Origin of the sequence: Streptomyces sp. RP5T (assembly GCF_003933965.1) — a bacterium.
In the GTDB taxonomy this organism is placed as follows: domain Bacteria; phylum Actinomycetota; class Actinomycetes; order Streptomycetales; family Streptomycetaceae; genus Streptomyces.
On the sequence record NZ_RSAJ01000206.1, the window covers coordinates 1 to 13,798 of the forward strand.

The following is a 13,798-nucleotide window of genomic DNA, read 5'->3' on the forward strand; positions in this document are numbered from 1 at the left end:
GCCCCCGACCGGCGCCGTGCTGCTTCGTACCACCAACGTGGTCGCCAGTTCCACGCGGGTCGCTGCCTGGCTTCCGCCCTCTCGGCCCAGGTCCAGTACCAGCTTGGCGGCGGCCTCGGCCATCTCCGTCAGGGGCTGCCGTACGGTCGTCAGCGGCGGCCCCACCCAGCGCGCCACCGGAAGGTCGTCGAAGCCGACCACGCTGAGGTCCTCCGGGATGCGCAGCCCCAGCTCGCGGGCCGCCTCGTACAGGCCGAGGGCCTGGAGGTCGTTGCCGGCGAAGACCGCGGTGGGCCGGTCCGGGCGGCGCAGCAGTTCCAGGCCCTGGCGGTAGCCGGTCTCGTGGTGGAAGTCGCCGGCCATGATCAGCTCGGGGTCGACGGGCAGCCCCGCGGTCTCCAGGGCGGCCCGGTACCCGTCGACACGGGCGCGGCTGCACATCATGCGGGAGGGCCCGCTGATCGTGCCGATCCTGCGGTGCCCCAGCTCGACCAGGTGCCGGGTCGCGGCGAGCCCGCCCTGCCAGTTGGTCGCGCCGATGGAGGGCACGTCGGCGCCCGGATCACCGGCCGGGTCCATCACCACGAACGGGATCGACCTGCTGCCCAGCAGCGCACGCTGGGAGTCGTCGAGGCCGGACAGCACAAGCACCACCCCGTGCGGGCGGCGGGCGGCGACCTGGTCGGCCCAGGTACGGCCGGGCGTGAGCCGCCCCGCGCTCTCGCTCAGCACGACACTGAGCCCGGCGTCGCGGGCCACGTTCTCCACGCCCCGGATGACCTCCATCGCCCACGCGCTCTCCAGCTCGTGGAAGACCAGGTCGATCAGGGGCGAACGGCTCGCCTCGGCACGCCGGCGCCGGTAGCCGTGCGCGCGCAGCAGATCCTCGACGCGGGCGCGGGTCGAGGGTGCGACGTCGGCACGGCCGTTGAGGACCTTCGAAACTGTCGGCGCCGACACGCCGGCCTCACGAGCGATCTCGGCCAGCGTGGCCGTCTGCGGCGACCGTCCTGCCGTCGGGGAAGTCGTCCGGGTTTCAGCGGGCTCCGGGGGTGTCATGGCGGCGATCGTATCCCTGCGCGACCTCTTGACGAACCCTCCTGACGGCCCTAGGTTCCCAAAACATTCGGATTGGATATCGAAACATTCGCGAGGTTCGTCGACCCGACAGTCGAGCCCGACAGGAGTTACATGACCACCGCGCCCTGGCGTGACCCCGCCCTGACCGCCTCCGACCGCGTCGACGACCTCCTCTCCCGGATGACCCTGGAGGAGAAGACCGCCCAGCTCTACGGCGTGTGGGTGGGCGCCAGCACGGACGGGGGCGGAGTCGCCCCCCTCCAGCGCGAGATGACCGCCGACTACGACTGGGACGAGCTGATCACCCGGGGCCTGGGCCAGCTCACCCGCCCGTTCGGCACCGCCCCCGTGGACCCGGCGCTGGGCGCGCAGGCACTGGCCCGCGCCCAGCGCCGTATCGCCGAGGCGGGCCGTTTCGGCATCCCGGCGCTGGCCCACGAGGAGTGCCTGGCCGGCTTCACCACCTGGCGGGCCACCGCCTACCCGGTCCCGCTCGCCTGGGGCGCGAGCTGGGACGCAGGACTCGTCGAGGAGATGGCCGGCGCGATCGGCCGCGACCTGCGCGCGGTCGGCGTCCACCAGGGTCTGGCCCCCGTCCTGGACGTCGTCCGCGACCCGCGCTGGGGACGGGTCGAGGAGACGATCGGCGAGGACCCGTACCTGGTGGGCACGATCGGCGCCGCCTATGTCCGCGGCCTGGAGTCGGCCGGGATCGTGGCCACGCTCAAGCACTTCGCCGGGTACGCCTCCTCGGCCGGGGCCCGCAATCTCGCGCCCGTGCGGGCGGGGGTGCGGGAGTTCGCCGACATCACCCTGCCGCCCTTCGAGTTCGCCCTGCGCGAGGGCGGGGCCCGCTCGGTGATGGCCGCGTACACCGACACCGACGGCGTCCCGGCCTCCGCCGATCCCGGCCTGCTGACCGAACTGCTGCGCGAGGAGTGGGGGTTCACCGGCACGGTGGTCGCGGACTACTTCGGCGTCGGTTTCCTGCAGAGCCAGCACCGGATCGCCGGCACCGAGGCGGGCGCGGCGCACGCGGCCCTCGCGGCGGGCCTCGACGTCGAACTGCCCACCCTCAAGTGCTACGGCACCCCCCTGATCGAGGCCGTCCGCGCGGGCGAGGTGCCCGAGGCGCTGATCGACCGGGCGGCCCGCCGGGTCCTGCTCCAGAAGTGCGAGCTGGGCCTGCTGGACGAGGGCTGGAACCCGGAGCCCACCGAGCGGATCGACCTCGACTCGACGGCGAACCGGGCCCTGGCCCGGCGCCTGGCCGAGGAGTCGGTGGTCCTCCTCGACAACCCGGACGGCCTGCTCCCGCTGGCCCCGGACACCCGGATCGCGGTCGTCGGCCCACGCGCCGCCGACGCCCTCGCCATGCTGGGCTGCTACTCCTTCCCCTCCCATGTCCTCACCCACCACCCCGACATCCCGATGGGCATCGAGATCCCCACGGTCCTTCAGGCGCTGCGCTCCGAACTCCCCGACGCCAAGGTGACGTTCACCGAGGGCTGCGGGGTCGACGACCCGGACACCGCGGGCTTCGAGGAGGCGGTGGCCCGGACGGCCGAGGCGGACGTCTGCGTGGCGGTGCTCGGCGACCGGGCGGGCCTGTTCGGGCGGGGCACCTCGGGCGAGGGCTGCGACGTGACGGACCTGCGACTGCCCGGTGTCCAGGGCGAGTTGCTGGACTCACTGGTGGCGACCGGCGTCCCGGTGGTGCTGGTCCTGCTGACCGGCCGCCCCTACGCGCTCGGCCGCTGGGACGGCCGGCTCGGCGCGGTCGTCCAGGCCTTCTTCCCCGGCGAGGAGGGCGGCCCGGCGGTGGCGGGAGTGCTGTCGGGCCGCGTGAACCCCTCGGGCCGCCTCCCGGTGAGCGTGCCGCGGGTGCCCGGCGGCCAGCCCTGGACCTACCTCCAGCCGCCGCTCGGCCTCGCGGGCGAGGTCAGCAACCTGGACCCGACCCCGCTGTACCCCTTCGGACACGGCCGCTCCTACACGGAGTTCGTGTGGGAGGACTTCACGGGCGGGGCACCGGCGGAGATCGGCACGGACGGCACGTACGACGTGTCACTGACCGTCCGCAACACGGGTGCCCGGCCGGGCGCCGAGGTGGTGCAGCTGTACCTGCACGACCCGGTGGCCTCGGTGACCCGCCCGGACGTCCGACTGATCGGCTACCGGCGACTGGAGTTGGAGCCGGGCGCGTCCCGCCGGGTGACCTTCCGCTTCCACGCCGACCTGTCGGCCTTCACCGACCGCGGGGGCCGCCGTGTCGTCGAACCGGGCGACCTGGAGCTGCGCCTCTCCGCGTCGAGCTCGGAGGTCCGGCACACCGCACGGCTGCGGCTGACGGGCCCGGTGAGGGAGGTGGGCCCGAACCGCCGGCTGCGCTGCGAGACGGAGGTGTCGGACTGACCGGGCTCCGCGTTCGGCTCGGCCCACCACCCTCACCTGACACCGGACCGGGCCCGGCCCACCGCCGGGTCGGTCCACCGCCGCCACCGGATCGACGCCCTCGGTGAACGTCACCTCCGCGTGCGGGAGTTCGGTGCGCGGCGCCCGGAGGGCGGGAGCCGCGAGGCCCATCCGGATGCCGGACCGAGCGCGGCCCGGCCCACCGCCGGGTCAGTCCGCCGTCACCGACTCGAACCGCCACCGGTGCACCGCGCGTGCGGCCAAGTCCGCACCCGGCTCCGGGAGTTCGGGGAGTTCGGTGTCGTAGGCCGCGTCCCACCAGGTGATGACGAGGACGCGGTCCTGCGGTGCCCGGAGGGTCTCGCGGCGCAACGGCCGTACGGGAAGCTCCTGGCGGCGGGCCCAGGCGAGCAGGTCCTCGCCGCGGCCCTCGACCGCCCGGGCCTCCCACATCAGCGCGACGGTCACGAGTAGAGGTTCTCCTTGCTCACCTCGTGCACGTGGTCGTGGCCCGGCACGTGCGGGTCGGTCACCGGCAGGGAGGAGTCGGCGGAGAGGTCCCAGCTGGAGGCCGGGCGGTTGCGGGCCACCATCTCGGCACCGAGGGCGGCGACCATCGCGCCGTTGTCGGTGCACAGCTTGGGGCGCGGGACCCGGAGACGGATCCCGGCGGCCTCGCAGCGCTCCTGGGCGAGGACCCGGAGGCGGGAGTTGGCGGCGACCCCGCCGCCGATCATCAGGTGGTCGACGCCCTCGTCCTTGCAGGCGCGCACGGCCTTGCGGGTCAGCACGTCCACCACCGCCTCCTGGAAGGAGGCCGCCACATCGCGCACCGGCACCTCCTCCCCCGCGGCCCGCTTGGCCTCGATCCAGCGGGCGACGGCCGTCTTCAGGCCGGAGAAGGAGAAGTCGTACGCCGGGTCGCGCGGCCCGGTCAGCCCGCGCGGGAACGCGATCGCCGACGGGTCGCCCTCGCGCGCGTACCGGTCGATGACCGGGCCGCCCGGGAAGCCGAGGTTCAGCACCCGGGCGATCTTGTCGAAGGCCTCGCCGGCCGCGTCGTCGATGGTCGCGCCCATCGGCCGGACGTCGGAGGTGATGTCGGACGACAGCAGCAGGGACGAGTGCCCGCCGGACACCAGCAGCGCCATCGTCGGCTCGGGCAGCGCCCCGTGCTCCAGCTGGTCGACGCAGATGTGGGAGGCGAGGTGGTTGACGCCGTAGAGGGGCTTGCCGAGGGCGTAGGCGTACGCCTTCGCCGCGGAGACCCCGACCAGGAGGGCACCGGCGAGTCCGGGACCGGCGGTGACCGCGATGCCGTCGAGGTCGCGGGCGCTCACCCCCGCCTCCTTCAGCGCGCGGTCGATGGTGGGGACCATGGCCTCCAGGTGCGCCCGGCTCGCGACCTCCGGCACCACACCGCCGAACCGGGCGTGCTCGTCGACGCTGGACGCGATGGCGTCGGCCAGCAGGGTGGTGCCCCGGACGATGCCGACCCCGGTCTCGTCACAGGAGGTCTCGATGCCCAGGACAAGCGGTTCGTCAGCCATTGATCTCGGTTCCTCGTACGGAAGGTGAACCCGCGGCGGAGTCGCTGTCGGGTGCTGTGGTGAGTCGCATGACCAGGGCGTCCACGTTGCCCGGCTGGTAGTAGCCGCGGCGGAACCCGATGGCCTCGAAGCCGAAGCGCTCGTAGAGCTTCTGGGCGCGGATGTTGTCGATCCGGCACTCCAGCATCACTTCGGCGCACTCGAAGGCGGTCGCGGCCCGCAGCAGCTCGGTCAGCAGCGTCGCCCCGAGTCCGGTACCCCAGTGGTCGCGGGCGACGGCGATCGTCTGGACGTCGGCCCCCGCGGCGGAGTCGCTGTCGGACGCGGTGCCGGCGGAGGCGAGCCCGGCGTACCCCACGATCCGCCCGCCCTGCTCGGCCACCACGTACCGCCGGGTGGCGTCGGGGCCCCGGGAGTGCGCGAGCTCGGACCAGAACATGCCCCGGGACCAGGCGTCCTCCGGGAAGAGGTCCTTCTCCAGCTCCAGGACGGGGTCGATGTCCCACCACCGCATCTCGCGCAGCACAGGAGTCTCGGGTGTGGTCACTTGGGGGTGACCACCTTGTAGTTCTTGGGGACCTGGGCGTCGGGCCGGCGCAGGTACAGCGGGCGCGGGGCGGGCAGTTCCTCTCCGGCCGCGAGCCGCTCGGCGGCCAGGGCGGCGAGCGAGGCGGCCGAGACGTGCTCGGGCTCGCGGGCGTCCGGGAAGGTGTCCGGGTAGAGCAGCGCCCCGGCTCCGACCGCGGGCAGTCCCGCGACCCGTTCGGCGATGTCCGCGGGCCGGTCGACCGCGGGGTCGCTCTCGCGGGTGCGGGGGCCGGAGTAGGCGGCCCAGTAGACCTCCTTGCGCCGCGCGTCGGTGGCGACGACGAAGGGGCCCTCGATGCCGGCCGCGTGGGCGAGTCCGTCCAGGGTGCACAGTCCGTGCACGGGGATCCCGAGGGCGAGCCCGAAGGTGTCGGCGGTCATGAGCCCGACGCGCAGCCCGGTGTAGGGCCCGGGTCCGATCCCCACGACGATCCCGGTGACCGCGTCCAGCTTCACCCCCGCGTCCGCGAGCACCCGGTCGACGGCCGGCAACAACAGCTCCCCGTGCCGACGCGCGTCCACCTGACTGAACGAGGCGACGACGTCCCGCCCGTCATGCAGGGCGACGGTCACGGCGGGGGTGGCGGTATCCAGAGCGAGCAAGAGCACGCAAACAGCCTACGGCTCCGGGAGCGTCCGGGTGGCCGCAGGCCGCCAGAGGCACCCGGGGGTGTACCGGTGGCACCCGGTTCCGCCGCCCGGGCGCGACCGGGCGCGACGGCGCGGAACGCGCCCGGCGAGCTGCTACGGTCGCCACAAATCAGGACCAAGCACTCAAGAGGTGACCGGTGGCAACCAGCAACGCGGCGTTCGTGACGGCCCTGACCACGGCGGCTCTCGCGACGGTCGGCTTCCTCGCCTACCAGGCCGCGGCGACGGTCCCCGGCAGGGCCCACAGCAGCAGCACCCCCGCGGCCGTCGCCTCGAAGGCCCCGCGCGACCAGCGCAACCCCGCCGCGCTGCCGCCGGGCTCCGGCGCCGGACCCCGTGTCGTGTACTCGCTGGACGACAACCGCGTCTGGCTGGTCGGGGCCGGCGACAAGGTCGTCCGCACCTTCGAGGTCGTCCCCGGCACCATCGACCCCGCCCCCGGCGTCTACGCGGTCACCTCCCGCTCCAACTCCGTGACCGGCACCGACGGCGTCCCGATCGAGCACGTGGTCCGCTTCACCAGCATCGACGGTGTGGCGATCGGCTTCAGCGCGGCCGTACGGGAGGCGGCGGCCGCCGACGCAACGACCGCCGTGCCGACGGGCGGCATCCGGGAGTCACGCGAGGACGGCGACGCGATGTGGACCTTCGCGACGATCGGCGCGCGGGTCGCGGTGATCCACTGAGCGCGCTCAGGCCGCCTTCGGACGGCTCGCGGCGGCCGCCCGCGCCGTCCCCGGATCGGGCACCCGCGGCGGTGTGGAGACGGCCTCCGCCGCCGCGCAGGACGCGAGCAGATCGCGCATGGACACACCGCCGACGAGCGTGTACGGCTGCGGCTGGGGCCGGTTCTCGGTGGCCGACATGGACGCCTCCTGAAGTTCGGGGGCGGCGTAGTTAGGTAGACCTAACTACGAGCTGGGTACCATGTGACCACGCACAAGACATCCGATGCAATATCTAGCCGACATCTTGCCGACGGATTGTCGGAACGTGTGCGAGAACGCGCGGGGCTCAGGCGGTGAGCACACCGAGATCGGCCGACGCCCACCGCTCCCCCACCGGAGTGAAGGTCACGTGCCGCACCTCGTCGGTGGTGTCGCCGACCGCGCGGTGGATCCGCACGTGGAGCCTTTCGTCGGTCAGCTCCTCGACCTTGCCCTCGCCCCACTCCACGACGATCACCGAATCCGGCAGCGAGACGTCGAGATCGAGGTCCTCCATCTCGTCGAGCCCGCCGCCCAGCCGGTACGCGTCCACGTGGACCAGCGGCGGCCCCTCCCCCAGGGACGGGTGCACCCGGGCGATCACGAAGGTCGGCGAGGTGACGGCCCCCCGCACCCCGAGTCCCTCACCGAGTCCGCGGGTCAGTGTCGTCTTGCCCGCGCCGAGCTCGCCGCTGAGCATCACGAGGTCCCCGGCGCGCAGCAGCTTGGCGAGCTTCAGGCCCAGCTCGCGCATCTGCTCGGGGGAGGTGACGGTCAGCTCGGTCTCAACCGGGTTGCGCGGTGCTGCTTCCATAACCGCCAACGGTAGCCCCTGCGGGCACCGCGCCCGCGCGGGTGAGCAGGTCGGCGAGGCGGTCGGTGACCACTTCCGGGTGCTCCAGCATGACCAGGTGCCCGGCGTCGGGGACCAGCACCAGCTCGGCCTCCGGCAGCAGGGAGGCGATCGCCTCGCTGTGCTCGCTGGGCGTGACCATGTCGCCCACCCCGGCCAGCACGAGCACCGGCTTGGCGGCGAAGTGGGCGAGGGCGGCGGTCTTGTCGTGGTTGTCGAACGCCGGGTAGTACTCGGCGACGACGTCGATGGGGGTGCCCTCGATCATCCGCTCGGCGAACCGGACGATGGCCGGGTCGACGTCCCGGGACGCGAAGGAGTACCGCTTGATGATCCCGGCGAACAGGTCGGCGGTGGCCCGCCGCCCCTTCTCCACCAGGTCGGCCCGCTGCCCCAGCACCTTGAGGACACCGGGCAGCACCCGCCGCACGGCGTTGACGCCCGCGACGGGCAGCCCGAAGTTGACCTCGCCGAGCCGCCCGGACGACGTGCCCACCAGAGCCACCGCGACCACCCGGTCGCGGATCAGTTCGGGGAACTGGTCGGCCAGCGCCATGACGGTCATCCCGCCCATGGAGTGCCCGACGAGCACGATCGGCCCCTGCGGGGCGGCCGCGTCGATGACGGCCTTCAGGTCCTGTCCGAGCTGCTCGATGTCGACCGGCACCCCGTCCTGCACCTGCCGCACACCCCGCCCGGACCGGCCGTGGCTGCGCTGGTCCCAGTGCACGGTCCGTACGACGCCCCGCAGCGCCGCGCGCTGGAAGTGCCAGGAGTCCTGGCTGAGGCAGTAGCCGTGGCTGAAGACGACGGTGACCGGCGCGGGGGCCTTGCGCCCGAACAGCCGGCGCCGCCGCGGGGACAGCGCGGGCCCGGCCTCCGGGTCGACGTCGTCGACCTCGTAGTACAGCTCGGTGCCGTCGTCGGCGTACGCCTTGCCGGGGGTGCCGCGCAGGGAGCCGTACGGGCCGGTCGAGTCGAGGGCGAGGCGCGCCCGCTGCCGCATCCCGCGGCCGACGGTGAGCCGCTCCAGTGCCACGCCGGCCGCCGCGCCCGCGGCGACCACGCCTATCGCGGCCCCCGCGATCCCGGTCGCCCGGCGCCAGCCGGCGCCCGCCCCCGTCGCGGAGGCGAGGGCCACCGACGCGGCGGCGTCCACGACGGCCTCCGCACTGCTCTCGCTCACGTACCGCTCCTGTTCGCTGGGTCGGGTGATACCGGTGTCACGCAACTCGCTGTCGTGCCGCGCACTGTGCGGTTACCCCGCTTGTTGCTCATTCACATGGACGCGGGGAACGCGTGTTCCGATGCGGGTCACGATTTCGTACGCGATGGTGCCCGCGGCCTGCGCCCAGTCCTCGGCGGTGGGCTCGCCCCGGTCACCGGGCCCGAAGAGCACGGCCCGGGTACCCGCGGGGGGCTCGTCGCCGCCGAGGTCCACGACGAACTGGTCCATGGCGATCCGTCCCGCGACCGTGCGCCACTTGCCGTCGACCAGCACCGGTCCGGCGCCGGAGGCGTGCCGCGGGATGCCGTCCGCGTAGCCGACGGGCACCAGGCCGAGGGTCGTGGGGCCCGGGGTGACGTAGTGGTGGCCGTAGCTGACGCCATGGCCGCCGGGGACGCGCTTGACCAGCGCGATCGATGCCGACAGCGTCATCACCGGGCGCAGTCCGAAGTCGGCGGGGACGCCCAGCTCGGGGCTGGGCGAGATGCCGTAGGTCGCGATGCCGGTCCGGACGAGGTCGAAGTGGCTCTCCGGGAGCGTGAGCGTGGCGGGCGAGTTGGCGATGTGCCGCACCTCGGGGCGCACGCCCCGGCCCTCGGCGTACGCCAGCATCTCCCGGAAGAGGGCGAGCTGGGCGGCGATGGAGGGGTGCCCCGGCTCGTCGGCGCAGGCGAAGTGCGACCAGAGCCCGGTGACGGTGAGGAGGCCCTCGGACTGCGCGCGCAGGGCCTCGGTGACCAGCTCGGCCCAGTCCTCGCCCGGCTGGCAGCCGCCCCGCCCGAGGCCGGTGTCGGCCTTGAGCTGCACGCGCGCGGGGACGCCGGCCAGGCGGGCCGCCGCGACGAGCTCCCGCAGCGCCCACATCCCGCTGACGGAGACGTCGAGGTCGGCCTCGATCGCCTCGCGCCAGGGGCCGCCGGGCGTCCACAGCCAGCACATGATCCGCCCCGGCAGCCCGGCCGCGCGCAGCGCCAGAGCCTCCTCCGGCGTGGCGGTCCCGAGCCAGCGCGCGCCCGCCTCGACCGCGGCGCGGGCACAGGGCACCGCGCCATGGCCGTACGCGTCGGCCTTGACCACGGCCATGACGGCGGCGCCCGACGCACGGGCGCGCAGGGTCCGTACGTTGGCCCGCAGCGCGGCAAGGTCGATCTCGGCGCGGGCGCGCAGCGGTGCGGTCGGGGCGGTTGCTGTCTCGTTCATGGCGCCCCCAGTGTCTCAGAGGCGACCGACACCGCCGATGAGCGCGTCCCCGGACGCACCCACGCGCGCGTGCCGCGGGGCAGGGGTCAAAGAATCAGACCGTGCCGGGCCAGGTACTTCACCGGGTCGATGTCGGAGCCGTACGGGCGCCGGGCGCGCACCTCGAAGTGCAGGTGCGGTCCGGTGGCGCGGCCGGTGGCGCCGCTGCTGCCGAGCCGGGTGCCGGCCTTGACCTTGGCGCCGCGCGCGACCGAGATGCGCGACAGGTGGGCGTAGAGGACGTACCTGGAATCGCTCAGCTTGATGGTCACGGCCTTCCCGTACGACCCCGACCAGCTGGCCAGGACGACGACGCCGGTGCCCACCGAGTAGACCGGGGTGCCCTTGGGGACCGCGAGATCCACTCCGGTGTGGTAGCCGGCCAGCCAGTTTCCCCGCACCCCGTAGCGCATGGTCACCCTGGCCCGTTTTCGGATGGGGCGGCTCCACTTGACCGCCGCGAGGGCGCGGTCGTCGACCTCGACATCGAGGTCCTCGGTCGCCGCCAGCAGATCCTCGAGCTCCTCGTCGTAGTCGCTGCCGCAGTTGCCGCCGGACTCTTCCTCTAATGGTTCCGGGTGGTCCCCGCGGAAACCGAGAACGGGACTCCCCAGAACGACTGCCGCTCCTCCCAGCAATTCACGCCGGGTGGTGCCGCGTATGGTTGGCTCATCCATGCGGCCAGCGAAACATCGCTCTTTCGGCTCCGCATATTCGGCCGACCGGCATTGGTCCCATCAGGTACTAGATCGCGCTCATGCACCCGTCTGCCCGTGCGCGGTCAGGCCTCCGTCACGTCCCGCCAGGCCGACGGCACCGCCTCGGCCACGTCGTGGGCCCCCACCGGAGCGCCGTCGGCCGCGAACCGGCCGGCGAGGCCGTGCAGGTAGGCGGCCGTGCTGCCGGCGTCCAGGGCGCTCAGTCCGGAGGCGAGCAAGGAGCCCGCGAGCCCGGACAGGACGTCCCCGCTGCCGGCGGTGGCCAGCCACGGCGTCCCGGTCGGGTTCACGCGCACGGCGCCGCCGCCCGCGTCGGCGATCAGCGTGGTCGAGCCCTTGAGCAGCACGGTCGCCTCGTAGCGTGCGGCGAGTTCCCGCGCCGAGGCCAGCCGGGCCCCCTCGACCTCCTCCCGCGGCACCCCGAGGAGCGCGGCGGCCTCTCCGGCGTGCGGGGTCATGAGCGTCGGGGCGGTACGCGCGCGTACGGCGTCCCGGTCGGCGAGCCGCAGCCCGTCGGCGTCGATGAGCACCGGCACGTCCGAGTCCAGCACCTCGACCACGGCCGAGGCCTCGTCCCCGGCCCCCGGCCCGACGACCCAGGCCTGCACCCGTCCGGCCCGCTTCGGCCCCCGGTCGGAGACGAGCGTCTCGGGGAAGCGGGCGATCACCGCGTCCGCGGCGGGCCCGACGTACCGCACGGCCCCGGCGCCGCCCCGCAGCGCCCCGTACACGGCGAGCACGGCCGCGCCCGGGTACCGCGCGGACCCGGCGGCGATCCCGACGACTCCGCGCCGGTACTTGTCGCTCTCCCCGGCCGGCTCGGGCAGCAGCCGCCGTACGTCGGTGTGCTGGAGCGCCTCCAGTTCGGCCTGCGGGGGAAGCGACAGCCCGATGTCGACGAGCCGCACCGAACCGGCGTGTTCCCGCGCGGGATCGATCAGCAGCGCCGGCTTGTGCGTTCCGAAGGTGACGGTCAGGTCGGCCCGTACGACCGCGCCCCGCACCTCACCGGTGTCGGCGTCGACGCCGCTCGGCAGATCGACGGCGACGACGGCGGCCCGGGAGCGCTCGGCCACCTTCGCCAGCCGGGCGGCGTCGGGCCGCAGGCCGCCCTTGCCGCCGATGCCCACGATCCCGTCGAGGACGAGGTCGGCCTCCTCGATCAGGCGCTCGGCGGAACGAGCCTGCGTGGCAGGCCCGCCGGCCGCCGCGGCCCGTCGATCGCCGTCCACGGTCCGCCCGTCGACCCCCATGGCCCGTCCGCCGGCCCGCAGCAGCGCGGCCAGTCCCGCGGCGTGGGCGCGTTCGGGGGCGAGCAGCACGGCGGCCACCCCGGCACCCCGTCGTGCCAGGCGGGCCCCCGCGTGGAGGGCGTCCCCGCCGTTGTCCCCACTCCCGACGAGCAGCACGACCCTGCGGCCGTACACCCGCCCCAGCAGGTCCGCGCAGGCCGCGGCCAGCCCGGCCGCCGCCCGCTGCATCAGCGCGCCCTCCGGAAGCCGCGCCATCAGCTCCCGCTCGGCGGCCCTGACCGTCTCCACGTTGTACGCAGTACGCATGGGTCCGAGTCTCCCCCGTCGCGGGCGGAGACGAACAGGACGGGCCCGGCGCGCCGACCATGGAACCTCCTCGACCGCCTTCGCTCAGGAACGATCAGTTCCGGCCGACAGTGGTGAACTCCTGGTGCCTGTAAGCGCGTTCTCGGCCAGGTGGGGCGGAAGAATGCGTTCCGAGGTGCTCACTTCCAGCCAGATTCGATCTCGTTCCGCACCCGGAACGTAAGCGCTCACCTGGCCCGATCACGCACTTGTGGGCATATGCCCGGACCTGGGGCCGTCTCAGACGTCACGTCCGCCCCGCCCCGTCCCTGTGCGAAACGCTCCTCGAACCGCACACTGAGGGCGTTTCGGCGAGCGCAGCCGCACCCGCGGCCCTCACCCATCCCGTGGAGGACGTCCCGCGATGACCGATCCGGACAGACCCGTCGGGCACCTCGCCCTGGCCGTCCGCTGGGCCGGACGCCTGCTGTGCTGGAACCTGGCCGCCGCCTGGACCGCGGCCGCCGTCGACGTCGGCCTCGCGCCGCACATCGGCTGGTGGCACCTGCTCTGGCAGCTGCCCTGCTGGCTCACCTGCGCCTCCGCCGTCGCCTGGGCCGTGCTGCGCGCCCGCGAGAGGTCGACCGGCGGCGGCCGTGGACCGCGGACCGGGAACGACGTCCGCACGGAATGGGACCAGGCCGCTTAAGAGCCGGGACGGCGGCGCCGTGCACGCCGGTCAGCCCTCGGCGATCACCACGGCCGAGGCGACCCCGGCGTCATGGCTGAGCGACACGTGCCACGACCGCACCCCGAGATCGGCGGCCCGCGCGGCGATGGTCCCGGTGACCCGCAGCCGCGGCTGCCCGCTGTCCTCCACGTACACCTCGGCATCGGTCCAGTGCAGCCCCGCCGGCGCACCGAGCGCCTTGGCCAGGGCCTCCTTCGCGGCGAACCGGGCGGCGAGCGAGGCGATCCCCCGCCGCTCCCCGCTGGGCAGCAGCAGCTCACTGTCCAGGAAGAGCCGCCGGGCCAGCCCCGGCGTACGCTCCAGCGACGCCGCGAACCGCTCGATCTCGGCGACGTCGATACCGACCCCGATGATGCTCATCCGGGCACTCTACGATCCTCCCGACACCCTCGCGGTTAGCCCTGACCGGGCGTCATCACCGGAGCGGTCGTCTCCACGGGATCACCGGGCTGCCAGGCACCCGAAGTCCACTCCGGCGT

At 74.0% G+C, this 13,798-nt stretch carries 15 protein-coding genes; 3 read left to right on the forward strand and 12 right to left on the reverse strand.

Annotated elements, in window-relative coordinates:
* Positions 1–1,059, reverse strand: a 1,059-nt coding sequence (locus EHS43_RS21750; protein WP_148104073.1) for a LacI family DNA-binding transcriptional regulator, incomplete at its 3' end; no start/stop codon positions are given.
* A 132-nt stretch (positions 1,060–1,191) separates the two neighbouring features.
* On the opposite strand from EHS43_RS21750, the gene EHS43_RS21755 reads away from it, so the two are divergent.
* Positions 1,192–3,495: a glycoside hydrolase family 3 N-terminal domain-containing protein gene (locus EHS43_RS21755; RefSeq protein ID WP_125192441.1), complete on the forward strand. Its 2,304-nt coding sequence runs from the start codon at positions 1,192–1,194 to the stop codon at positions 3,493–3,495.
* A 210-nt stretch (positions 3,496–3,705) separates the two neighbouring features.
* On the opposite strand, the gene EHS43_RS21760 is transcribed toward EHS43_RS21755, so the two are convergent.
* Genes EHS43_RS21760 through tsaB form a run of 4 tightly spaced genes read right to left on the reverse strand, consistent with a single transcriptional unit; the run spans position 3,706 to position 6,242 of the window.
* The gene (locus EHS43_RS21760) at positions 3,706–3,963 is read right to left on the reverse strand and encodes a hypothetical protein (protein WP_125192442.1); all 258 of its coding nucleotides are present in this window, start codon (positions 3,961–3,963) and stop codon (positions 3,706–3,708) included.
* Entirely contained in the window at positions 3,960–5,045 is a 1,086-nt protein-coding gene (tsaD, locus tag EHS43_RS21765; protein WP_125192443.1) for a tRNA (adenosine(37)-N6)-threonylcarbamoyltransferase complex transferase subunit TsaD, read from the reverse strand. Before tsaD ends, EHS43_RS21760 begins: the two co-directional genes overlap by 4 nt.
* Entirely contained in the window at positions 5,038–5,592 is a 555-nt protein-coding gene (gene rimI, locus EHS43_RS21770; RefSeq protein WP_125192444.1) for a ribosomal protein S18-alanine N-acetyltransferase, read from the reverse strand. Before rimI ends, tsaD begins: the two co-directional genes overlap by 8 nt.
* Complete coding sequence (gene tsaB, locus EHS43_RS21775) at positions 5,589–6,242, reverse strand: tRNA (adenosine(37)-N6)-threonylcarbamoyltransferase complex dimerization subunit type 1 TsaB (protein WP_125192445.1); 654 nt, start codon at positions 6,240–6,242, stop codon at positions 5,589–5,591. Before tsaB ends, rimI begins: the two co-directional genes overlap by 4 nt.
* Positions 6,243–6,421: 179 nt before the next feature.
* Between tsaB and EHS43_RS21780 the strand changes: the two genes are divergently transcribed.
* Entirely contained in the window at positions 6,422–6,970 is a 549-nt protein-coding gene (locus tag EHS43_RS21780; RefSeq protein WP_125192446.1) for a hypothetical protein, read from the forward strand.
* Between the two features lie 6 nt (positions 6,971–6,976).
* On the opposite strand, the gene EHS43_RS46560 is transcribed toward EHS43_RS21780, so the two are convergent.
* The 6 genes from EHS43_RS46560 to EHS43_RS21805 all read right to left on the reverse strand — a co-directional run bounded on the left by EHS43_RS46560 (position 6,977) and on the right by EHS43_RS21805 (position 12,589).
* Positions 6,977–7,150 carry a hypothetical protein gene (locus EHS43_RS46560; protein ID WP_185806354.1) on the reverse strand — a complete coding sequence of 58 codons (174 nt, stop codon included), beginning with the start codon at positions 7,148–7,150 and terminating at the stop codon, positions 6,977–6,979.
* Positions 7,151–7,298: 148 nt separating this feature from the next.
* Positions 7,299–7,805, reverse strand: coding sequence for a tRNA (adenosine(37)-N6)-threonylcarbamoyltransferase complex ATPase subunit type 1 TsaE (gene tsaE, locus EHS43_RS21785; RefSeq protein ID WP_125192447.1), 507 nt, complete (start codon positions 7,803–7,805; stop codon positions 7,299–7,301).
* Positions 7,777–9,030 carry an alpha/beta fold hydrolase gene (locus tag EHS43_RS21790; RefSeq protein WP_125192448.1) on the reverse strand — a complete coding sequence of 418 codons (1,254 nt, stop codon included), beginning with the start codon at positions 9,028–9,030 and terminating at the stop codon, positions 7,777–7,779. Before EHS43_RS21790 ends, tsaE begins: the two co-directional genes overlap by 29 nt.
* Before the next feature lie 72 nt (positions 9,031–9,102).
* On the reverse strand, positions 9,103–10,272 hold the full coding sequence (gene alr / locus EHS43_RS21795; RefSeq protein WP_125192449.1) for an alanine racemase: 1,170 nt from the start codon (positions 10,270–10,272) through the stop codon (positions 9,103–9,105).
* An 86-nt stretch (positions 10,273–10,358) separates the two neighbouring features.
* Entirely contained in the window at positions 10,359–10,988 is a 630-nt protein-coding gene (locus EHS43_RS21800; protein WP_125192450.1) for a M23 family metallopeptidase, read from the reverse strand.
* Positions 10,989–11,092: 104 nt separating this feature from the next.
* On the reverse strand, positions 11,093–12,589 hold the full coding sequence (locus tag EHS43_RS21805; RefSeq protein WP_125192451.1) for an NAD(P)H-hydrate dehydratase: 1,497 nt from the start codon (positions 12,587–12,589) through the stop codon (positions 11,093–11,095).
* Positions 12,590–12,992: 403 nt separating this feature from the next.
* Here EHS43_RS21805 and EHS43_RS21810 point away from each other — a divergent pair, with 403 nt between their 5' ends.
* Positions 12,993–13,277 (forward strand): hypothetical protein, encoded by a 285-nt coding sequence (locus EHS43_RS21810; RefSeq protein WP_125192452.1) that lies wholly within the window; start codon positions 12,993–12,995, stop codon positions 13,275–13,277.
* 30 nt (positions 13,278–13,307) lie between these two features.
* On the opposite strand, the gene EHS43_RS21815 is transcribed toward EHS43_RS21810, so the two are convergent.
* Positions 13,308–13,679: a holo-ACP synthase gene (locus EHS43_RS21815; RefSeq protein ID WP_125192453.1), complete on the reverse strand. Its 372-nt coding sequence runs from the start codon at positions 13,677–13,679 to the stop codon at positions 13,308–13,310.
* Positions 13,680–13,798 lie beyond the last annotated feature (119 nt).